Genomic DNA, 22,295 nt, shown 5'->3' with positions numbered 1-22,295 from the left:
TACTTAATGAAACCATAATTTATCCAGCATCCCTGAGAAGATCAGGAAGCTGAAGCAGACCATATTTGCCGTTAAGAAGATGGCAAATACTTGGGTGAAGCCGTTGTGTGGCACACTGGCCCGGTGCTTCTTCTTGTACCGCAGCCAGGTGTCGTTGATAACCAACGCGCACCCATGAAACAGCCCGTACGTAATGTAGTACCAGGTGACCCCGTGCCAGAACCCCATGACCAACATGTTAATAATGTACGTCACGTTAGCCGTGGTGGTTGGCTTCTTGAAGACCTTATGCTTCATGAACCAGAAAACCAGGCGCATGTAGATAAAGTCTCGGAACCAGAAGGACAACGTAATGTGCCACCGATTCCAGAAATCCTTGATGTTCGGTGACCGCCACGGTTGATTGAAGTTCATTGGCGTCGCAATGCCCATGATATAGGACGTGCCGACGGCAAACAATGAGTATCCCGCGAAGTCAAAGAACAAGTCAGCACTGTAAGCATACATGTACCCCAGCACCGGCCAGGACAAGTCCAGGAAGCCGCCCCGAGAATGCATCGCCATCACTTGTAGCTTAGGCATCAGCATCGTCCCGAAGTAGTAGGCCAGAATGAACTTGTACAAGAAACCAACGAAGATGTAACGAATCCCCTTTTGAATCATCCCGAGATATTTCTCGCGATCGGGCACCGACCGGTAATCGGCTTCAAACCGCCGGTAACGGTCAATGGGCCCGGATGAAATCGTGGGGAAGAACAGCATGAACTGCAAGAACGTCATGACCTGATAGTCTTTTAACGTGCCATCCCGCGTTTCCATCATGGTTTGCACCGCCCGGAACGTCAGGTAGCTGACCCCCAGAAACCCAATTAGGGAAGCCTGACCGTTTTCCACGGCGGGTGTGACCTTCACGATGGTCAACGGAATAATGGCGAGAATCACCATCAGGTAAAATATCGGCCCCGAATTTTGGTGCTTGCGATAAACGGCATACCCCCAGGTCAACGCCACTTCGTACAAAATGTAGATGATCAAGGCCACCCCTTGCGTCCATTTTGGACCGCCAAAGGTTAAGACCAGAAAGAAGATTGAGATCAACGTTTCGTACAGGCGTGACCGTTTGCCGTACAGAAGACCAATCATCAGTGGCAGTAACGCCACGCCCAACAAGGCAAAGTACGTTGGGTTGCCGTAAGGTTCAAATGACAACATTACTGATTGACCTCGGCGATAATCGATTTAATATCAACCTTGCCGTTGGGGGTCATCGGTAGGCTTTCCTTGTAGACGAAACGCTGTGGAATCATGTATTCCATCATGTCGCCGCCCTGTAAATTCTGTTTGATAGCCTTGGTCAGGGCTAATTCACTTTCAATGTCTGGTTCGCTTGGGACGACCCAGGCAATCAACTGGCTAACCTTGTGGTTGCGGTCGTACCGTGGCACGGCAACTCCCACTTGGATGTGGTCCTCTTGGGACAGGTAGTGGTTAACTTCTTCCAGTTCGATTCGATAACCGTGGAGCTTGATTTGAAAATCAGTCCGGCCACGGTACATGATCAACCCGTTGTCCAATTGGACCCCTAAGTCACCAGCACGGTAAACTGTTTTCCCATCCACTGTGACAAAGGCCTTTTCAGTCTTTTCTGGATTGTTCAGGTACCCTTTGGACATGGACGGTCCGCTGATCATCAGCTCACCCTCAGTCCCTACTGGAACCGGTTGGAGCTGGTCATCAACGACGGTGATCGTCGTATCATCCTTGGCATAGCCAATTGGTAACCGTGGGTAGTCCGCTAAAATCTGTTCGGTAATTTCCACTTGGGTCACCGCCACCGTGGTTTCCGTTGGGCCATAAGTGTTGAAGATACGAGCCTTTGGGAAGCGTTGGTGCAGGTTCGCTGCCGTGGCGTGGGTCAATTCCTCGCCACAGAACAGGAACCGGGTGAGCTGTGGATAATGAGTCCCATCAAATGTGGGCTCCATTAAGCAAATGTCCACGAAGGATGGCGTTGAGACCCAGACGTTCAGGTTCATCGTTGGTAAGGTTTCAAACAAGGCACGGAAGTTATCCGTCACGGTCTTCGGTAACGCCACCAGCGTGCCACCAGCTGCCAAGGTCGGTCCCCAGTCCATGACGGACAGGTCAAACGAGTATGGCGCTTGTGATAACGTGCGGGCGTTGGCTGGTAACGTAAAGTCGTCACTCAGCATCCAGTTCACATAGCTTAAAAGATTGGTGTGTGAAATCTGAACCCCTTTAGGCTTCCCAGTCGTCCCTGACGTGAAGATGATGTAGTAGGTGTCATCCCCGCTAACCCCATGATTCACGTGATAGTCGACGGACTGGTTAAAAATTGTCGTTAAGTCATCGGCGGTGAGCACCGGTGTGTCACCCAACGTGGTTGGTAAGTCGCTGACGGCAATCGCCGCGGCTGGTTGGGCAATTTCTTTGATCGTGGTAATCCGTTCCAAGGGTGAATGCGTGTCGATTGGCACATAAGCGTGACCACTCTTGACGATTCCCAGGAACGTCGCCATCATGTCAAAGGTTTGGCCCCCGTACACCATGATCGGTGCGTGAGCCGGTAGGTCCATACTGTCCAGGTGAGCCGCAAGGGCGTCTGAACGTTGTTTTAATTCCCCGTAAGTGTTTGTGTGACCAAGGTCATCGTAAGCTAACCGTTCCGGGTCTTGGAGCGCCCACTGATCCATGGCCGTAATCATGTTTCTAATCATACTCAATCCCCCCAAAGATTAATCATACTCCCGCGAGCTGGTTGTTCTCGCAACTAGAACTCGTTGTAAATGAACGTTGAATTATTCAAACCGCTATACCCGTATAAATAAACCAACGCCATCAAAATCACAAAGTAGAATAAGGTCCAGCCAATAAAAGCGACCACCGGCTGATGCCATAAAGCCAGCCACTTTGCTCTCATGAAATTCACCCCCAAAGTTTGTCGACCGATTCGCCCCCAAAGTCGACGTCCGTACACCACTTAACCAGATCGGTAACTCCCCGACGAATCGACGCTGGCTAAGCCTGGAGCTTATGTGGTCCCTACCACGCTCCTTATGTTCTGAGAATATCATTGCCCTACCCGGATTGCAAACAACCTCACTCAACCTTAAACCTTTCTTTTCATTTCAGGGGGGTCACGGTTATTTTGCCCATCAAAAAAGGCCACTGACAATCGTCAGCAGCCTTGATATATCAACTATTTACGCATTCTTAACCCATGCTTAATTTTCGTTGAACTTGTCGCGCATTTTGTTAAATAAGTTTCCTTTGCCAGTACCTGTAACACTTTCGCCACTGGCCTTCGCAAAGTCACGTAAGGCATCGCGTTGCCCCTTATTCAAGTTCTTAGGTGTGACAACCTTCACGGTCACGTGTTCGTCACCGTTACCATTGCCCCGCAATCTTGGTGCACCCTTGCCCTTCAAACGGAAGGTCGTGCCGCCTTGGGTACCGGCTGGCACCTTCAGCTTAACGTCACCGTGGACCGTTTTGACCGTGACGTCATCCCCCAGGGTTGCCTGGACAAATGAGACGTCTTGGTTAAAGTAGATTTCCGTGCCATCGCGCCGGAAGTCCTTGCTTGGTTCCACTTGGAAAATGATAAACAGGTCACCATAGCCACCACCGTTTTGACCGGCTTCGCCTTGGCCCTGTAACCGCATTTGTTGTCCGTCATCGACCCCAGCTGGGATGGTGACTTCAACTTCGTGTTGGTCTTCCGTATGACCGGTACCCCCACAGGTTGGGCACTTTTCTTTGATTTCTTGGCCCGTACCGTGGCAGACAGGACAAGGTTGTTGACTCCGCATCCGGCCCAGTGGCGTGTTGGTTTCAGTCGTGACATAACCGGAACCGCCACATTGGTGACAAGTGACGGGTGAAGTCCCTGGCTTAGCGCCGTTCCCGCCACAGGTGTGGCATTGGGCTTCACGAGTATACTTGATCTTGGTCTTCTTCCCAAAGATGGCTTCTTCAAACTTCAAGTCCATTTGGTATTGCAGGTCCCGACCTGGCCGTGGGGCGTTCGGGTTACGTTGCCCGCCACCGCCACCAAAGAATTGGTTAAAGATGTCGTCGAAACCACCGCCGCCACCAAAGCCGCCGAAGCCACCCTGTTGACCGCTGCCAAAACCACCGAAACCGCCTTGTGCGCCATCAGCGGAACCATATTGATCATAGTTAGACCGCTTCTGCTCGTCACCCAAAACGTCATAGGCATCCTGCACGGCCTTGAATTTCTCCGCCGCATCAGGGGCCTTATTCAAGTCCGGGTGATACTTCTTTGACAATTTGCGATAGGCCTTTTTAATTTCTGCTTGGCTGGCATCCTTTGCGACGCCCAGTACGCCATATAAGTCCGTTTCCGCCATCTTTTTCCTCCCAATCAATTCCGATATTTCCGTTACTAGCGTCGTTCGCTAACTAGACTCGGTACAACCGATTCAGCTGTTAAAACATCCTCTAGTAAGAATAGCATACTCGAAACAAAAAGCCAAAGCCCCACGGACTCTGACTTTCTGCTTACACACTGACGGTAAGATTACTTCTTATCGTCGTCGTTAACTTCGTGGAAGTCACCGTCAACGGTATCGTCATCCTTACCATCGCTCTTAGCATCACCGCTAGCTTGGCCAGCAGCAGCGCCGTCAGCACCTTGTGCTTGTTGTGCCTGTTGTGCTTGTTGGTATAACTTGACGGAGAGGTCCTGGATGATCTTGTTCAGGTCGTCCTTCTTGCTCTTCATGTCGTCCAAGTTGTTTGCTTCTTGGGCTTTCTTCAGAGCATCGCGGGCATCTTCAGCCTTCTTGATTTCATCGTCAGAGACCTTACCCTTAACGTCTTTCAACGTCTTGTCGGTCTGGAAGAGTAATTGGTCGACTTCGTTCTTAGTGTCGACTTCTTCCTTACGTTGCTTGTCGGCAGCTTCGTTTTCCTTAGCTTCCTTCATCATCTTTTCAACTTCGTCGTCAGACAGGCCGTCGGAGCTCTTGATGGTAATCTTTTGTTCCTTGTTTGTTCCCATATCCTTGGCAGAAACGTTAACGATCCCGTTCTTGTCGATATCGAACGTTACTTGGATTTGAGGAACACCACGAGGGGCAGCTGGAATGTCAGCGAGTTGGAAGTTACCCAACGTCTTGTTGTCAGCAGCCATTGGCCGTTCACCTTGTAAGACATGGATATCAACGGCTGGTTGGTTGTCAGCAGCAGTTGAGAAGACTTGTGACTTGCTGGTAGGAATGGTCGTGTTCCGGTCGATCAACTTGGTGAAGACCCCACCCATGGTTTCGATACCCAAGGATAATGGCGTCACATCAAGTAAAACAACGTCCTTCACATCACCGGTGATGACCCCACCTTGAACGGCGGCACCTAAAGCAACGGCTTCATCAGGGTTGATGGAGTGGTTAGGTTCCTTACCCGTCCACTTTTGTACAGCTTCTTGCACGGCTGGAATCCGCGTAGAACCACCGTTTAAGATGACAACGTCAACGTCGCTAGCTTGTAAGTCAGCATCCTTCAACGCATTTTCAACGGGGATCCGGGTCTTTTCAACCAGGTCAGCAGTCAATTCGTTGAACTTAGCACGGCTCAAGCTCTTTTCCAAGTGCAAGGGGCCGTTGTCGCCAGCGGAGATAAATGGCAAGCTGATTGAGGCTTCAGTCACACCAGAAAGGTCCTTCTTGGCCTTTTCAGCAGCGTCCTTTAACCGTTGAACAGCCATCTTATCCTTGGATAAGTCGACACCGTTTTCGTCCTTGAAGCCGGCAATCAACCAGTCCATGATCTTTTGGTCAAAGTCGTCCCCACCTAAATGCGTATCCCCGTTCGTGGAGAGCACATCGAAGACACCGTCACCTAAGTCCAGGATGGAAACATCAAAGGTCCCACCACCAAGGTCGTAGACCATGACTTTTTCATCTTTGTCTTGCTTGTCCAAACCGTAAGCCAAAGCAGCGGCCGTTGGTTCGTTGATGATCCGTTCAACGTTCAAGCCAGCAATCTTACCGGCATCCTTCGTCGCTTGCCGTTGGGCATCGTTGAAGTAAGCTGGGACCGTGATAACGGCCTTGTCAACCGTGTCGCCAATGTAATCTTCGGCGAATGATTTCAGGTGTTGTAAAATCATTGCGGAAACTTGTTCTGGCGTGTAATCCTTGCCATCAATCGTTTCCTTGAAACCTGATTCACCCATGTGACTCTTGATAGATGAAATGGTGTTAGGGTTGGTGATTGCTTGGCGCTTGGCCACTTCACCAACTTGCGTTTCGCCGTCTTTAAAAGCGACAACGGATGGCGTCGTCCGGGCGCCTTCCTTGTTCGCGATGATCTTAGGCGTGCTACCTTCGAGAACGGCGACAGCAGAGTTCGTCGTCCCTAAGTCAATTCCGATAATCTTGTTACTTGCCATCAAAAATTCCCTCTTTTTTAGTTTTTATTTATAAATTTATTGTGCCACGACAACCATTGCCGGCCGGAGAACCCGGTCCTTCAATTGGTAGCCCTTTTGCAGCACGTTAACCACTGTTTCAGCCGTTTGTCCATCACTAACGGGTACGGACTGAACAGCCTGATGTAACGTTGGATCAAATGGTTTGCCCAGTGCTTCGATCTCGGTCACGTGGTTACGCTTCAGCGCGTCTTCCATGTGGTCATAGGTCATCTGAACACCCTTCTTGATCTGCTTGCTGGCATCATCGGTCGCTTCAACCGCTAAAGCTCGCTCCAAATTATCAATCACGGGGAGCACATCCTTCGCGAGTTGCTGACCATCATACTTGATGAGCGACGCTTGTTCCTTTTGGTAACGCGCCTGCATGTTCTGCACTTCCGCCTCGGCCCGAAGATACTTGTCTTCGAAGTCATCCACCTTCTTTTGCACGGCGGCTAACTGTTCAGCCGTAACGGTTGGCTTAGCGGCGGCTTTGGGTTCCGCTGCTGTGCCTTGCTCAGTCTTGTCTGGGTCTTGCTTAGTAGTGGCGGCCTTTGCCGCAGTTTCATCATCAGTGGATGGTTGTTGCTTGTCAGCCACGATAAAAAACCTCCCTTTCTTTACTCGTCATAAAACCGATAATAATCTAATAGTTTTTTCGCGAGCTCTTCACGAAACGCACCGACAATTCCCAGCATCCGTGAGTATGGCATCCGGGTTGGCCCCAGAATGGCGATCATACCCTTGCCGTGCTGGTTGACGTCGTAGGTGGCGGTGATCAAGCTGAAGTTACGGAGCGCATCGTTGGTCATTTCATTTCCAATTTGCACGGAAATCTTATCACTCGGTTGCCCCAGGACGTTGGCAATGTCATCGGTCTTATCGATCAATGAATACAACGACTTCAGTGAATCCACGTCACTGTCCTGTGAGAAGTTCAACAGGTTGAGCCGACCGCCCACGTAGAACCGCTCTTGTGCGGCCCGGGTGAGCACGTCGCCAAAGATATCCAGGAAGCCCTCAGGACTCTGTAAATAATTGGCAATTTTCATCGGAATATCTGCTTGTAACTTCTGTAAGACTTCTGGCAACGTCAAACCAACCAGCTGATCATTAATCAACCGGACGACCGCCTCAAGCTGGTCGCCAGTCACCGTCTCGTTCACGTCGAAGGTCTGGTTCTCCACGTCACCACTATCGGTGACGAGGATGGCCATCACTTGCCGCTTGCCGAGTGGCACTAACCGGAACCCACTGAGACGACTGTTCTTCAATTCAGGCTTCAACGTAAAGGCCGTGTAGCTGGTCAGGTTGGACAAAATCGTTGCCGATTGCGAAATAATTTCGTCAATCTTATGGAAATCGCCGCCTAACGAAGACTGAATCACGTCCATATCGTTGGGCCGTAACGGATCTGGTTTAACCAGGTGGTCGACGTAGTACCGGTAACCTTCGCCAGAAGGAATTCGACCGGAAGACGAGTGGGTTTTCTCAATGAGCCCCTGCTCCTCCAACGCCGCCAGCTCGTTACGAATTGTCGCTGAGCTTACGTGGATGGGTAACTGCTTGGCTAATGTCTTGGACCCCACTGGCACACCAGTGTTAGTAAAGTCGCGGACAACGGCTCGCAGAATCATCATTTGTCTTTCTGAAAGCATCACAATCACCCCTTTTTTAGCACTCAAACATCACAAGTGCTAAGACACATATATAATGTAGCAAAACCCGGTTTTGAAGTCAAGAAATCTGGTAGAATTTTTAGCAATCGTTGCTATTAAGTGCTAATTTTTGGAATTTACTGAGAAAAATACCCATTTTTGGTGATTTTTAAGGGTAACCGGTCCTAAACCAATAATAGCCGTTACCACCAGTATCACCACGCCAGATGGTAACACGTCCCCGACATTCACCCAATTAATTTGTCAAAATAGCCGAGCACAAATTAAAAATGCCACGCCACAACCTGGTTTCAGGAAGTGCGTGACACGATTTATTGTGAAATATGATTAAGTTAATTTCAAATTACACTGGCCAACATTACTTTCAACCAACGACACAGGACTCAAAAACGACTGTGTCACGGTCCAAACCAGTGCTAGCCGCAGGGTTGGTGAAAATGGGCTCAGCCGTGGGAGTTGCCTTAGCGGGTTTCCCGCTTAGGCAACTGCTGTCTTTGAGACGTGGTCTTCGGCTCAAAGTAAGTCTGGAGACCGCCCTTCGGCTCCAGACGTGCGCCCACAGCGTCACGGCCTATTTTCACCAGCCCGGAGGCGCCAACAAAGACTAGTTTAGCCCGTTACGATTCGTGCGCTGCTAGTTGCTGGAAGTAGGCCCGCGTATCGTCCTCGTCCTGCTTCAACTGGGCCACTAAGCCATCCGCATCATCGAATTTGACCTCGCCACGAAGCCGGTGGTGCCATTCGACCTCAACGGGTTCGCCGTACAGGTCGCCCTGGAAGTCCAACAGGTTCATTTCCACCGTGATGGGCCGGTTATCCCCAAAGGTCACGTTGCGCCCCACAGAGACCATCCCAGGGTACCAGATGGCGCCGACCTTAAGCCGAGCCGTATAGATACCGATACCGGGGATCCATTCGTCCTGGGGCGCCAACACGTTGGCTGTTGGGTACCCAATTGTCCGGCCACGGGCCTCGCCGTGAACGACCAGCCCGGTCGAACGGTAGGTATAGCCCAGTAATTGGTTAACCAAGTCAATGTCTCCCGCCTTCATGGCTTCGCGAATATGGCTGGAGCTCACCTTTTGCGTGCCGTTAGCCTCTTCGGGAACGGTAACCACCTCAAAACGGCCCTGAGCGTAGCCTGGCAACAAGTCCATGTTGGCCACGTCCTTCTTGCCGTAGGTGTGATCAAAGCCCGCTACTGCGGCCACCGTGTGAAAACCGACCAGGTAGTTGTCAACGAACTCCTGGGGCGTTTGTGAAGCAAAATCACCGGTATAGTTCACTAAAAATACCCGGTCAACGCCCAAACGGTCCAGTTGTTGTAGCTTCCGTTTGATGGGACTCAAATATTTTTGATCATCCGCTTGTAATGGCCGGTAAACCAGGGCTGGATGGTGATCATAAGTCAAGACGGCTAGCTTGACGCCCTTGGCTTGTGCCACCGCCTTCGCCCGGTTGATGACCGCCTGGTGCCCCCGGTGAACGCCATCGAAAAAGCCCATGGCCAAGACGACCGGCTCATCGGGAATCTGACGTGCATCTAAGGGGTGATGTATGTGAATAACTTCCATTGGAAATTCCTCTTCTCAAAACTTAGTTCACCGCAAACATTTTTAGCGGTTTATATTGTTGTTTTTCTTCAGACCACTGGTACAGACACTTGGTCGCGCCTTGATAGGTCAAGGCGATTTCCGGTGCCGTAGCGCCGTCCACCTCTTCCGTTGTCAGGAAGACCCCGTTCTTCACTAAAGCCCAGACACGGTCGCTCAGAGCCACGTGTGGGTATTCAGCCAAGGCATAGTCGATTGGCCGTAAGATGGGACTCAAGTCTTCATTGGCCATGGCTTCGGCTACCTGATCCAACGTCACCGTCTGGTCCAAGGTAAAACCTCCACTCTTGTGCCGCGTCAACGAGGCCATGACTGCGGGCACGCCAAGTTGGCGACCCAGGTCAACGGCCAGCGTCCGGACGTAGGTTCCCTTGGAGCAGGCCACTTCAAAGGCCACGGTCTGGGTTCCTGCGTCGGCGTCAAAGGTCCCGGCATCAGTCAACGTAAAATGGTCGACGGTAATCGTCCGCGTGGGCCGTTCAACCGTTTCACCAGCACGCGCGTACTCGTACAGCTTACGCCCGTTGACCTTGACCGCGGAAAACATCGGCGGGGTCTGTTGAATAGTCCCGGTCAATTTCGCCGTCGCAGCCGTTAATTGTTCAAAGGTGAACGGCGTGGTCAACGATTGCTTCTCCACGACCTCACCATCTAAATCTTCGGTCGTGGTCGCAAAGCCTAACGTGACGGTTCCCCGGTACATTTTACCGGAGGCCATCAGGTACGGAACGACCTTCGTCGCTGAGCCAATACAAATTGGCAAAACACCGTCGACGCTGGGGTCCAGTGTGCCACTGTGGCCAACTTTTTTTGTGTGTAAAATGTGACGCAGTTTGGCAACACAGTCGAAGCTGGTCATGCCGCGTTCTTTATACAGGGGGATAATCCCATCCATGCTGGTTCCTCCATTTCATTTCTATGTGTTAGTTACTGGTGAAAATAAGGTCTCTAACCAGTCGCTTCCGGCGGCGGGTTCAAAACCCCCTGCTGTGGGGAACGCTTCCAGCCTGAGACCCGGTCTTCCAGCTCGCCTTGGAGCCTGGAAGGACACCAGTCTCCAAGGTCGTCCCATGCTCTAAACTGAGAAAATCGCTCAGCTAAGAGCATCGACACGGCCGGGAATTTTGATTCGCCTCTGGTCGCTTACATTAGCCACCCATTTTCACCAATCCTGCAGTCCAGACTAATTGGTCCCGCATTCATGCAATAACACGTCTCATTTGGCTATCAAGTTGCTTTAATTAATCCTAAGATGCATAGCTCATATAGTTTACCACAGACAAAAGGTTGCTGGCTAATGGAAACCCCAGAATTACGTTGTCGTCGTGCGCGTTAACCACCACCGCACAGAAAAAGGACCCCGGTCATTAACGACCGACGCCCTTCTAGCACCTGCGATTACTCGCGGTGATGTAAATCATTTAACAGTTCATCGATATGACTCCCGTAACGCACGGAAGAGTCCTGTTCGAAGTTCAGCTCTGGCGTCTTGTAGATGCTTAAGCGTGAACCCAATTCGGACCGGATCAACCCAGTGGCCTTGTTCAGACCTTGCTGCGTCTTTTCCGCTGAAGAAGCCTTGTCGGATAAGATACTGTAGTAAATCGTTGCCTGTTGCAAGTCACCGGTGACTTCCACACCGGTAACGGTGACGCCCTCGACCCGCGGATCGCGGACACGTTTTAGGAGAATATCCGTAACTTCCCGCTGGATTTCTTGTTCCAACCGGCCAACTCGATATTGTGCCATGGCGTTTGCCTCCGATTATTTATTTAACGGGAACTTCCTTCATCACGTAGGCTTCGATCACGTCGTCTACCTTGATGTCGTTGTAGTTCTCGATAGTTAACCCTAATTCGTAACCCATCTTAACTTGCTTGACGTCGTCCTTGAACCGCTTCAAGCTACCCAGCTTACCTTCGTAAATGACCACGCCGTCACGGATCAACCGGACGTCGCTATCAGCGCTGACGTAACCTTCAGTCACCATCCCACCGACAATTGTGCCGACCTTAGAGGCATGGAAGATATCCTTGACTTCAATTTCACCAGTGATTTCTTCTTCGTAGGTTGGTTCCAGCAGCCCCTTCATCGCCGTCTCAATTTCATCGATGGCGTTGTAGATGACGTTGTGCAGGCGAATGTCGACCTTGTCGCTGTCGGCTTGGGCCCGTGCTTGTGGTGTTGGGCGGACGTTGAACCCGATAATGATGGCATCTGAGGCTTCCGCCAAAGTGACATCACTTTCGTTAATGGCCCCAACAGCAGAGTGAATGATGTTGACCCGCACGCCAGAGACGTCGATCTTCTTCAAACTCCCAGCTAAAGCTTCAACGGAACCTTGAACGTCGGCCTTGATAATCACGTCGACTTCCTTCATTTCGCCTTCCTTAAGGGAATCGAAGAGGTTGTCCAACGTGACATGACTCGTGTTCCGGCGTTCCTTGACCAAGGCTTCCTTGGCCCGTTCTTCACCGGCTGCCCGAGCCGTCTTTTCATCGTTGAAGACCACGAACCGGTCCCCAGCTTCTGGCACGTCGTTCAACCCAGTAATTTCAACAGGGGTTGATGGTACGGCGTCCTTAATCCGACGACCACGTTCGTTGACCATCGTCCGGACACGACCAAACGTGTTCCCGACAACGATTGGGTCCCCAACGTGTAAGGTCCCTTGTTGAACCAGTAAAGTCGCAACGGAGCCTTGACCTTGATCCAAACGGGCTTCGATAACGTTCCCAGCACCGTTTTGTTCAGGGTTCGCCTTTAATTCCAAGACTTCGGACTGCAGCAAAATCATGTCGAGCAGTTCGTCGATGTTCTTGCCAAACTTCGCTGAAATTTCAACGAAGATGGTGTCGCCACCCCAGTCTTCAGGAATCAATTCGTATTCCGTCAATTGTTCCATGACGTGGTTCGGGTTAGCACCTGGCTTATCAATCTTGTTCACAGCCACGATAATTGGCGTCCCAGCAGCCTTCGCATGGTGAATGGCTTCGATGGTTTGTGGCATAACCCCATCATCGGCAGCAACCACCAAGACAGTGATGTCGGTGATTTCGGCACCACGGGCCCGCATTTCAGTAAAGGCCGCATGTCCTGGGGTATCCAAGAAGGTGATCAGCTTGTCATTGTAGTGGACTTGGTAAGCCCCAATGGCCTGCGTGATCCCACCGGCTTCACCCTCAGTAATGTGAGAATGACGCAAGTGGTCCAACAACGTCGTCTTCCCATGGTCAACGTGACCCATGATGGTAACGACTGGTGCCCGGCTAACCAGGTGATCCTTGTTGGCCATTTCTTCTTCAAAGGCCTTGTCGATATCAGAAACGTCGACTTCAACCTTTTCTTGGGCTTTGATGCCGTAGTCATCGGCCAAAATTTCAATCGTGTCCTTGTCCAGGGATTGGTTTTGGTTGACCATGACGCCCAACATGAAGAGTTTCTTCACGATTTCAGCTGAAGAACGGTGTAAGATTTTGGCCAAGTCTTGGGCGTTCATCCCATCGGAATAGACCAAAACTTCTGGTAAAGCCTTGTTCTTCCGTTCTGGTGCGCCCTTGTGTTGGTTCGTGTCTTTAATCCGTTGGTTCTTCTTGTAACGATTATTGTTGTTATTATTACGACGGCGGTTATTGCGGTTGTTCCGGTTATTACGGCCCCCACGGCTATTGCCGTTGCCACCGTTGCTACTACGCCGGCCGTTACTATTGTTTGTATTATTATTCAAGCTTCCACCAAATCTGCCGGTACCGGAATTGTGTTGCTCAGTGTGTGTACTCCCGGTCTGGCCATTATTTTTATTGTTGTTACGGTGATTCTGATTGTTGCCCCCATTACCATTATTATGGTTCCGGTTGCCATTGTTGCCGTTCTGTTGGTTACGGTTCCCGCCAGCTGAATTCTGCTGTGAACGTTGTTGCTTCCCGTTCGTCGATGACTTCTGCTGGTTACCGGACTGCTGCGAACTCCCATGATTCTGGTGAGTCGTTGCGTTGCCACGGGTTTGGTTCCCGGATTGTGCTGGTCGCGCAGCCTGCGTACTTGACGCAGATTGCCGAGCCGGCTGCGACTTACCAGCGGCTGGTTTAGCTGCTGGCTTGCCTTGAGGCTTAAAAGCAGCCCGTAACTGACGTTCTTCGTTCTCGCCGAGCGTTGACATGTGGTTTTTCACCGGAAAGCCTTTTTCTTCGGCTTTCGCGATGATCTGTTTACTGGAGACATTAATTTCTTTTGCGAGTTCATAGATTCGCTTTTTCCCCATATCTTCACACTCCTTAATATTCTACCGATCACGAGAACGTCAGGTGGCTACTCAAGTAATTGTTGTAACTTCCGGACAAATCCCGGATCAGTAATTGCGATGACCGTGCGCGCCGACCCGATGGCCGTGCTCAGTTGGTCCTTAGTAAATGATTCATTCAATGGGACGTCATAGCTCGTCGTTTTATCACGGAATTGCTTTTGACTACTCTTACCAGTATCACTGGCCATGAGTACCAATTTAGCTGATCGATCCCGTACGGCGGCTAGGACAAAGGACTCGCCGGTAACCAGTTTACCTGCTCGCCGGACCAGTCCTAATAATTGTAAGGCGCGCTCGGGATTAGTCATTGTCGAATAATTCCCGTCGTGCTTGCTGATGATCAACGTACGCAATTAAATCATCGTAAAATTGATCATCGATCTTAACACCAAAGGCGTGGTCAAAGGTCCGTTCCTTCTTGGCCCGTTGCGCAATGGCTACATCCAAACTGATGTAAGCCCCACGCCCGGATTGCTTGCCGGTCGGATCAATGCTGACCGCTTGTTCTTGGTTGCGGACGACCCGCACCAATTGTTTCTTCGGTGCCATTTCCCCAGTCACAATATCCTTGCGCATGGGGATCTTCCGTTGTTTCATGGACCTAACCCTCCTTGTAAATGGCGCTATTCGGCGTCGTCACCGTCGTCGGTAGCGTCACTAGTGGCGTCGGTATCCGCTGCTGAATCAGCTGGGGTTGCCGTTGCGGCATCTTCAGTCGTTTCAGTCTCAGCTGATGGAACGTCCGTCGTGGCTTCAGTAGTTGCGGCCGCGTCTTCATCAGGCGTCGCTGCGGCAGAAACATCACTGGCTTCAGTCGTATCGTCGCTAGCAGTCTGATCAGCTTCCATTATAGCAGATGCTTCGGATTCTGATTTGATATCGATCTTATAACCGGTCAACTTAGCGGCTAAACGGGCGTTTTGGCCCCGCTTCCCAATGGCCAGGGATAATTGATAGTCTGGCACGATAACTTGGCAAGCCCGTTCGTTGTTCGGGTCAAAGATAACATCCAGAACTTCGGCTGGGTTCAACGCGTTAGCGATAAACTTGGCTTCGTCATCCGTCCATTCAACGATATCCATGTTTTCACCACCGAGTTCATTCACGATGGTCTGAACCCGTTGACCACGAGGGCCAACACTGGTCCCCACGGGGTCGATGTCAGGGTTGTTTGAGCGAACCGCAACCTTGGCCCGGTCACCGGCTTCACGCGCAATCGCCATGATTTCCACAGTCCCATCGTAAACTTCTGGGACTTCTTGTTCAAATAACCGCTTCAATAAATCGGCGTGGGTCCGGCTAACAAAGACTTGTGGGCCCTTGGTGGCGTTTTCCACGCGGGTCACGTAGACCTTGATGCGGTCGTGAATCCGGTAAGTTTCGTTAGGCATTTGATCCTGACGACCCATCACGGCTTCAACCTTACCTAAGCTAACGTAAACGAACCGTGAATCTTGGCGTTCAACTTCCCCGGTCACGATTTCATTTTCGTATTGGCTGTATTGGTTGTAAATGATGTTCCGTTCGGCTTCACGAACCCGTTGCAGGATCACCTGCTTGGCCGTTTGTGCAGCGATTCGACCGAAGTTCTTAGGGGTGACCTCAAACTTGATGTCATCGCCAATTTCATAACCCTTGTTGATGGTCAGGGCTTCATCCAGGCTAACTTCCAGCCGTGAATCGTAGACTTGGTCAACGACTTTCTTAACGGCAAAGACGTGAATGTCCCCTTTCCGTTGGTCAAAGTTGACCTCAACGTTTTGGGCTTGGTCGTAATTACGCTTGTATGCCGAAACCAAAGCGGCTTCGAGGGCGTCAATCACGATTTGTTTGTCGATGCCTTTTTCCGTTTCCAGAACATCTAAGGCACCCAATAATTCTTTACTCATGTGTTGTTTCGCTCCTTATTGTTAGAACTTGATAGCTAACCGGGCTTGCGCAATGGCGTCGCGGGGAATCGTTAAGGTCTTGATACGACCCTTTAAATTAACCGTTAACTCCATACTATCTGCGCTTAATGATTCCAAAGTTCCTTCATAAACCTTGCTATTACCGATCTTTTGGTAAAGGGATACGTGGATGTAATCCCCGACAGCTTTTTCAAAGTCGGCCGGCTTCTTCAATGGTCGTTCAGCACCCGGTGAGGATACCTCCAAGAAGTAGGCTTGAGGAATGGGGTCTGGATCCAAGCTATCCATCTTTTCGGATATCTCATCACTGACCATCGCACATTCTTCAATGTTGATGCCCCCCGGCTTATCGATGTAGAGCCGCAGGTACCAACTCTTACCTTCTTTGACAAATTCAACGTCAACTAGTTCAAACTGATGCTGCGCCACGATTGGCTGGGCTAAGGCCGTCACGGTCTCGACGACAGTACTCAAAGAATTCCGCCTCCTATATTTTTCCATTAAAAAGAGTGAGCAATGACTGCTCACTCATTTAAAAAACGAGTTTAACTACAAGAGCTAGTTTACTACAGCTACCGCGTGATTGCAACCGTCGGGCCCCTTACGCTTCACAAGTTAACAGGAGTAAAACGAAGCCGACAATCGTGATAAATTCAAAGACTAAGAAATTTAATCGCGTCGTGGACACCGACTTTAAACTAATGGCCTTAATCAGCGTGAGGATGAAAGCCACCACGAAGTAGGCTAACACCATCGCCAAGAACGTGGCCTCACCCACGCTCGCCATGATACCGAACAAAATGTAACCTAAGCCAAGCAAACAATAACCTGCCAGAAAAATCCACCCATCTGGTAATCGCACGAACCGCCGTAACATGGTGAACACCCGCTTTCGCTAAAGTTTATTAATGGTTTACGTTTTCCTTAAGTAAATTATAACATAGTTAGCGAATTTTGTAAGCGTTTACAGTCCGACTGTTTGGGCATTAAGACTGTGTTTGCGCCTCCGGTCTGGTGAAAATGGGACCGGTCCGCTGTGGGCGAACGACCGGAGCCAAAGGACGGTCTCCGGTCTTACTTTGAGCCGCTGAGAAACGCGTCTCAAAGATATCAATGCCCTAAGCGGCAAAGTGCGCCACTAAGGGCATTCCCCCGGCTGAGCCCATTTTCACCAGACCTGCGGCTTACACTGTCTTAGCCCAGAATCATGGTTAACTGGCCATATTGGCAGTCACGTAAACTGGAAATACTTTTAGCAACTTCTAACGCGCAATTTAACGGTCATCGAACTAACTCGTTTGACCAAAATCATTCCCGTCATCATCACTCTTTCAAAACTTTCAGTGTTGGCTTTAAAAAACAAAAAAAGTAAACAAAAAGGCAGAACCCCAAATAGGAATTCTGCCTTCTTAACACAATATCATACAAGGTAACCTGATGTTGCCGTGAACCGGGTTCAACTGGTGTCAGCCGTGAGGGCGGCGAAAATAAACCCAGCTGTGGGAATTGCCTTGGCGGTTCGCCAAGGCAATTGGCGTCTTTGAGACTCGTCCTTTGAGGCTCAAAGCGAAGCCGAAGACCGCTCTTTGGCTTCGGCTGTCCGCCTACAGCGTTCCGGTTTATTTTCGCCGCCCGGTAAGGCGCTGTGACCGCCAGTTGAACCAGCTTCCACGTGACGCCACACCCTAACAAGACATAGTCAATGAAGTAGCATCTGCTGACTTCTCCACCATGTAAGCCGATAGGGCGAGAAAAATGGGCTCAGCCGGGGGATTTTCTAAGTGACTTGCTTAGAAAATGGCGACTTTGAAACACGGTTTTGGTGGTTCAAAGCGAGGGCAGAGACCGCCCTTTGGCTCTGGCCGTCCTGCCCCCAGCGTTCCGGCCCATTTTTCTCGCCCGGCAAGGCACGGCCAACACAACCTAGAGTCAGGAGCGGTTACATCATGTCGTCGAAGAGGCTGAGTTGGTTTTCATCCGGCAAGCCTTTCAGCACGCCGTTCTCAGTCATAAAGTCGATGATGGTCTTCGAGACCTTCCCACGCTTGGCCAGGTCTTCCTTGGAAATAAACGGCCGGTCGTTGCGGGCAGCCACGATTTGCTTGGCGACGTTCAATCCCAAGCCAGGTGCGGCTTGGAATGGCGCAATCAGCGTGTCCCCATCGATAATCCAATCGGCAGCGTCGGAACGTTCCAGGTCGATCATCTTGAAGTTGAAGCCCCGTTCGAGCATTTCGTTGGCCAATTCCAACACGGTCAGGAGGTTTTTGTCCTTGGTGGACGCGTCCATCCCCTGGTCGTTGATGGCCTTCATGGCCGCCTTAACCGCCGTCTTCCCCTGTGACATGGCGACGACGTCAAAGTCATCGGCCCGGACAGAGAAGTAAGCGGCGTAGTAAATGATTGGGAAGTAGACCTTGAAGTAGGCCACCCGCAACGCCATCAACACGTAGGCTGCGGCATGGGCCCGTGGGAACATGTACTTGATTTTCAAGCAAGAATCAATGTACCAGTCCGGGCAGTCGGTCTCCTTCATTTTCTCTTGCCATTCATCCGGGATACCCCGGCCTTTCCGCACGTGTTCCATGACCTGGAAGGACGTTTCGGAATCAAGGCCGAAGTTGATCAAGTCGGTCATGATGTTATCCCGACACCCAATCACGTTGGCGATGGTGGCGGTACCGTTCTTGATCAACTCTTCGGCATTCCCTAACCACACGTCGGTCCCGTGAGAGAGTCCAGAAATTTGAAGGAGTTGCGAGTAGTTCTGCGGATGCGTTTCTTCCAGCATCCCCCGGACAAACCGCGTCCCAAATTCAGGCACACCCAGCGTCCCCGTCTTGGATTGAATTTCTTCTGGCGTCACGCCTAAGGAATCCGTCCCAGAGAACAACGCCATGACCCCGGGATCATCCATCGGAATGGTCTGCGGATCGACCCCGGATAAATCTTGGAGCGTCCGGATCATCGTGGGATCATCATGCCCCAGAATATCAATTTTCAAAATATTATCATGGATCGAATGGAAATCGAAGTGGGTCGTTTGCCAAGCCGCGTTTTGGTCATCGGCTGGGTACTGGATCGGCGTAAAGTCGTAAATATCCATGTAGTCCGGCACAACAATGATCCCCGCGGGATGTTGACCCGTGTTCCGTTTGACCCCGGTCACACCCTTGGCTAGCCGATCAATTTCGGCGCCCCGCAAGTTCTGCTCGGTATCCCGTTCGTAAGCCTTAACGTACCCGTAACCGGTCTTGTCCGCCACCGTCCCAATCGTGCCGGCCCGGTACACATTTTTCTCACCGAACAAGACTTTGGTATAGTTGTGGGCAATCGGTTGGTAGTCCCCGGAGAAGTTCAAATCAATATCGGGGACCTTGTTTCCCTTAAACCCTAAGAAAGTTTCGAAAGGAATGTTATGGCCGTCACCGATCATTAACGTCCCACAGTTGGGGCAGTTCTTTTCAGGTAAATCGTAGCCGGAACTGTATTCCCCTTTGGTATAGAAATGAGAATACTGGCAGTTCGGGCACCGGTAGTGTGGTGGCAACGGGTTCACTTCGGTAATTCCGGTGAACGTGGCCACGACACTGGACCCGACGGACCCCCGTGACCCAACTAAGTACCCGTCCTTATTGGACTTGGCTACTAACCGTTGGGCAATCAAATAAATCACGGAGAACCCGTTCCCAATGATGGACTTCAGTTCCCGGTCGACCCGGTGTTGGACCAACTCGGGCAGTGGATCGCCATACCACGCGTGCGCGGTATCCATGGTCCGTTGCCGAATTTCATCCTCGGCACCCTCCATGCGAGGCGTGTACAGCTTATCCTTTAACGGATGAACCTCGTCCACGTCGTTGGCAATCTTCTGTGTGTTGGTGACCACGATTTCCTTGGCCGTTTCCGGTCCCAGGTAAGCAAAGTCATCCAACATCTCATTAGTCGTCATGAAATGCGCGTCTGGCAATTCGTGACGGTTCAGGGGGTTGGCGCCCCCTTGGGAGTGAATCAGGATTTTCCGGTAAATGAAATCTTCCGGATCCAGATAATGCACATCCCCGGTTGCCACGACGGGCTTGTTGAGGTCGTGCCCCAGCTTGACCATGTTGCCCACGATTTCTTCCAGGTTGGCTTCGTCAGCAATCAAGCCGGAATCAATCAGGGGTTTGTAGGCCGCCTTGGGTTGAACTTCCAAGTAATCATAATACTTAGCCTTCGCCGCCGCCTCGACCTGACCCTTTTGCATCATGGCCGTAAAGACTTCACCCGAGGAACAAGCCGACCCGACAATGATGCCGTCTCGGTACTTATCCAGCAAGCTCCGCGGTACCCGAGGCACCCGGTAGAAGTAATCCACGTTCGAAGCCGAAACCAGCTTAAACATGTTCTTCAACCCGTCCTGGGTCTTGGCAATCAGAATGGCATGGCTCGGCCGCGCGTGCTTGTAGGCATCATTGTCGGTCATGTGATCATTCAACTGATCATGGTACTGAATGTTATAGCGGTCCTCGGCATCCTTTAAGAACAGGTAATTCAAGTGTCCCGTGGATTCCGCATCGTAGACGGCCCGGTGATGGTGCTCCAGGCTGACATGGAAGCGTTTCGCCAAGGTATTCAACCGGTAACTCTTCAGCGTTGGGTACAAGAACCGGGCCAACGTTAAGGTATCAATGATGGGGTTACTGATTTCCGGCATCCCGTGACGCTGGTACCCGGTGTTCATGAACCCGACGTCAAACGTGACGTTATGCCCAACGATGATGGCATCCCCACAGAATTCACGGAAGAGCTTAAAGACTTCCTCTTCCGACTTAGAACCGGCAACCATATCGTCCGTGATACTGGTCAAATTGGTCGTCTGCTCGGACAGCGGAAACCCAGGATCAATGAACTCTTCAAACTGTTCAATCACGTTTTTATGTTGCATCTTGACCGCCGAGAGTTCGATAACTTTATCGTAAATGGCGGACAACCCGGTGGTTTCCACGTCAAAGACAACGTACGTGGCGCCATCTAAGGCCTCGTGAGCGCTGTTGTACCCAATTGGTACCCCATCGTCCACCAGGTTGGCTTCCACCCCGTAGAGCATCTTGATGCCTGCCTTAGACCCCGAATTAAAGGCGGCAGGAAATCCCTGCACGTCAGAATGATCGGTAATGGCCAGGGCTGGCATCCCCCATTTTTTCGCCCGGCTCACGTAATCCGTGATGGGGTTCGTCGCGTCCATCTGACTCATGGACGTGTGTAAATGAAGTTCGACCCGTTTCTCATCGGCCGGTGCCGTATCCTGGCGCGTGGCGTGCTTCACTTGGTTAATGTCGTAGGCGTTCAAGGCCAGGTCATGCATGTAGGTGTCTTCCTGCACGCTCCCCCGAACCTTGACCCAACTACCTTCTTCAACGCCAGCAAATTGGGCTTCGTCCTCCGCTCCCCGCGAAAATTTCTTCACGGCAAACGAGGACGTGTAGTCGGTAATCTTCAGAGTCAACAGTTGCCGACCCGACCGTAACTTCCGCACTTCCTTGTCGAAGACGTAACCTTCAACCACCACGGAACGTTCTTCTTGGGTGATATCCACCATCCGGGTAATCGGCTGGTCACCCTTGATGGTCTTCCCAATCTGAGTAGGACCCTCCGCAGCCGGCGTATCGCCCTGAGCGGCGCGCTTCTGATTGGCCTTTTCGATTGCTGCAGCTGCCTGTTGGGCCAGCTGGGCATCGTTCTTTTCCTGACGAGCCTTGAATTCATCAATCTTGGCCTGGGACTTAGATTCGTCGACCATGACCTTGATATTAAACTTAGGGAAACCGGCATCCCGGTACGTGGCTTCCAACGGGCCAAGGGCCTGATTGGTCAAGAAGTCTTTGACGACTTCATTTTGCGCATATAACAGAACGCGGTTATCCTCGTCCAGTCCCGGAACCTGTGACTGACACAATTCCTGCACCAGGTTACTGGTCAAGCCGCTGTTCTCAACGACCCACTTCCAGTAGTCCCCGAGCGCCCGATTCGTCAGCTCCGGCTGGTCCACTTCCAAGGTGGCCTCAACCTTGGCGATATCCTTAAAGGCCATTTGTAAATGATTGTGAAAATCAACGAAAGCCGTGAACGGCATCAAACTTGGTAACTTCAAGAAGAAGTGCCACCGCCGTGATTGCTCGTGCACCGTGAGCCGGTCAATAGTGGCCGTCTGGAAATACGGTTGCGTCGCAGCGGCAGACAGATCTAGTTGTTGTAATAATTTTTCAAATAAAGCATGGCGATCTTCGTCCACGAGGAAACTCCTTTCATCACTTGAAACATTTCTGTGAGGAACCAAAAAGACCAGCC

At 51.1% G+C, this 22,295-nt stretch carries 17 protein-coding genes; all 17 read right to left on the bottom strand.

Translation table 11 applies throughout. The annotated features are described in order from the left end of the window. Window positions 1-3: 3 nt before the first annotated feature. Window positions 4-1,212 carry a D-alanyl-lipoteichoic acid biosynthesis protein DltB gene (dltB, locus tag ACEPST_RS12070; RefSeq protein WP_203645506.1) on the bottom strand — a complete coding sequence of 403 codons (1,209 nt, stop codon included), beginning with the start codon at window positions 1,210-1,212 and terminating at the stop codon, window positions 4-6. Beyond that, the gene (gene dltA, locus ACEPST_RS12065; protein WP_204121442.1) at window positions 1,212-2,738 is read right to left on the bottom strand and encodes a D-alanine--poly(phosphoribitol) ligase subunit DltA; all 1,527 of its coding nucleotides are present in this window, start codon (window positions 2,736-2,738) and stop codon (window positions 1,212-1,214) included. The genes dltB and dltA overlap by 1 nt, the downstream gene beginning before the upstream one ends. A gap of 53 nt (window positions 2,739-2,791) precedes the next feature. Continuing rightward, window positions 2,792-2,941 carry a teichoic acid D-Ala incorporation-associated protein DltX gene (locus ACEPST_RS12060; RefSeq protein ID WP_125762847.1) on the bottom strand — a complete coding sequence of 50 codons (150 nt, stop codon included), beginning with the start codon at window positions 2,939-2,941 and terminating at the stop codon, window positions 2,792-2,794. Window positions 2,942-3,245: 304 nt separating this feature from the next. Continuing rightward, window positions 3,246-4,394, bottom strand: coding sequence for a molecular chaperone DnaJ (gene dnaJ, locus ACEPST_RS12055; RefSeq protein WP_204121443.1), 1,149 nt, complete (start codon window positions 4,392-4,394; stop codon window positions 3,246-3,248). Window positions 4,395-4,564: 170 nt separating this feature from the next. Next, the gene (gene dnaK / locus ACEPST_RS12050; protein ID WP_204121444.1) at window positions 4,565-6,436 is read right to left on the bottom strand and encodes a molecular chaperone DnaK; all 1,872 of its coding nucleotides are present in this window, start codon (window positions 6,434-6,436) and stop codon (window positions 4,565-4,567) included. Between the two features lie 36 nt (window positions 6,437-6,472). Continuing rightward, window positions 6,473-7,057, bottom strand: coding sequence for a nucleotide exchange factor GrpE (grpE, locus tag ACEPST_RS12045; RefSeq protein WP_204121445.1), 585 nt, complete (start codon window positions 7,055-7,057; stop codon window positions 6,473-6,475). Window positions 7,058-7,077: 20 nt separating this feature from the next. Next, complete coding sequence (gene hrcA, locus ACEPST_RS12040) at window positions 7,078-8,115, bottom strand: heat-inducible transcriptional repressor HrcA (protein ID WP_203637351.1); 1,038 nt, start codon at window positions 8,113-8,115, stop codon at window positions 7,078-7,080. Between the two features lie 638 nt (window positions 8,116-8,753). After that, window positions 8,754-9,710 (bottom strand): riboflavin biosynthesis protein RibF, encoded by a 957-nt coding sequence (ribF, locus tag ACEPST_RS12035; RefSeq protein WP_204121446.1) that lies wholly within the window; start codon window positions 9,708-9,710, stop codon window positions 8,754-8,756. A 22-nt stretch (window positions 9,711-9,732) separates the two neighbouring features. Continuing rightward, the gene (gene truB / locus ACEPST_RS12030; RefSeq protein ID WP_395390909.1) at window positions 9,733-10,644 is read right to left on the bottom strand and encodes a tRNA pseudouridine(55) synthase TruB; all 912 of its coding nucleotides are present in this window, start codon (window positions 10,642-10,644) and stop codon (window positions 9,733-9,735) included. A gap of 503 nt (window positions 10,645-11,147) precedes the next feature. Next, the gene (gene rbfA / locus ACEPST_RS12025; RefSeq protein WP_204121448.1) at window positions 11,148-11,498 is read right to left on the bottom strand and encodes a 30S ribosome-binding factor RbfA; all 351 of its coding nucleotides are present in this window, start codon (window positions 11,496-11,498) and stop codon (window positions 11,148-11,150) included. 19 nt (window positions 11,499-11,517) lie between these two features. After that, complete coding sequence (infB, locus tag ACEPST_RS12020; protein ID WP_204121449.1) at window positions 11,518-14,010, bottom strand: translation initiation factor IF-2; 2,493 nt, start codon at window positions 14,008-14,010, stop codon at window positions 11,518-11,520. Window positions 14,011-14,057: 47 nt separating this feature from the next. Beyond that, window positions 14,058-14,360: a L7Ae/L30e/S12e/Gadd45 family ribosomal protein gene (locus ACEPST_RS12015; RefSeq protein ID WP_203637347.1), complete on the bottom strand. Its 303-nt coding sequence runs from the start codon at window positions 14,358-14,360 to the stop codon at window positions 14,058-14,060. After that, window positions 14,353-14,649, bottom strand: coding sequence for an RNase P modulator RnpM (rnpM, locus tag ACEPST_RS12010; protein ID WP_125579840.1), 297 nt, complete (start codon window positions 14,647-14,649; stop codon window positions 14,353-14,355). The genes ACEPST_RS12015 and rnpM overlap by 8 nt, the downstream gene beginning before the upstream one ends. A gap of 26 nt (window positions 14,650-14,675) precedes the next feature. Beyond that, a complete protein-coding gene (gene nusA / locus ACEPST_RS12005) occupies window positions 14,676-15,941 on the bottom strand; it encodes a transcription termination factor NusA (RefSeq protein WP_203645485.1) in 1,266 nt (421 codons plus the stop codon). A gap of 21 nt (window positions 15,942-15,962) precedes the next feature. Next, window positions 15,963-16,436 (bottom strand): ribosome maturation factor RimP, encoded by a 474-nt coding sequence (gene rimP / locus ACEPST_RS12000; RefSeq protein WP_204121450.1) that lies wholly within the window; start codon window positions 16,434-16,436, stop codon window positions 15,963-15,965. Window positions 16,437-16,563: 127 nt separating this feature from the next. Next, a complete protein-coding gene (locus ACEPST_RS11995) occupies window positions 16,564-16,824 on the bottom strand; it encodes a hypothetical protein (protein WP_236000748.1) in 261 nt (86 codons plus the stop codon). Between the two features lie 1,077 nt (window positions 16,825-17,901). Next, window positions 17,902-22,239: a PolC-type DNA polymerase III gene (locus ACEPST_RS11990; RefSeq protein ID WP_204121451.1), complete on the bottom strand. Its 4,338-nt coding sequence runs from the start codon at window positions 22,237-22,239 to the stop codon at window positions 17,902-17,904. Between the last annotated feature and the right edge of the window lie 56 nt (window positions 22,240-22,295).

Origin of the sequence: Levilactobacillus sp. FUA 3915 (assembly GCF_044053135.1) — a bacterium.
Lineage (GTDB): Bacteria > Bacillota > Bacilli > Lactobacillales > Lactobacillaceae > Levilactobacillus > Levilactobacillus lanxiensis.
Note: the sequence above shows the minus strand (reverse complement) of the source record. Positions and strands in the feature narration are given on the sequence as shown.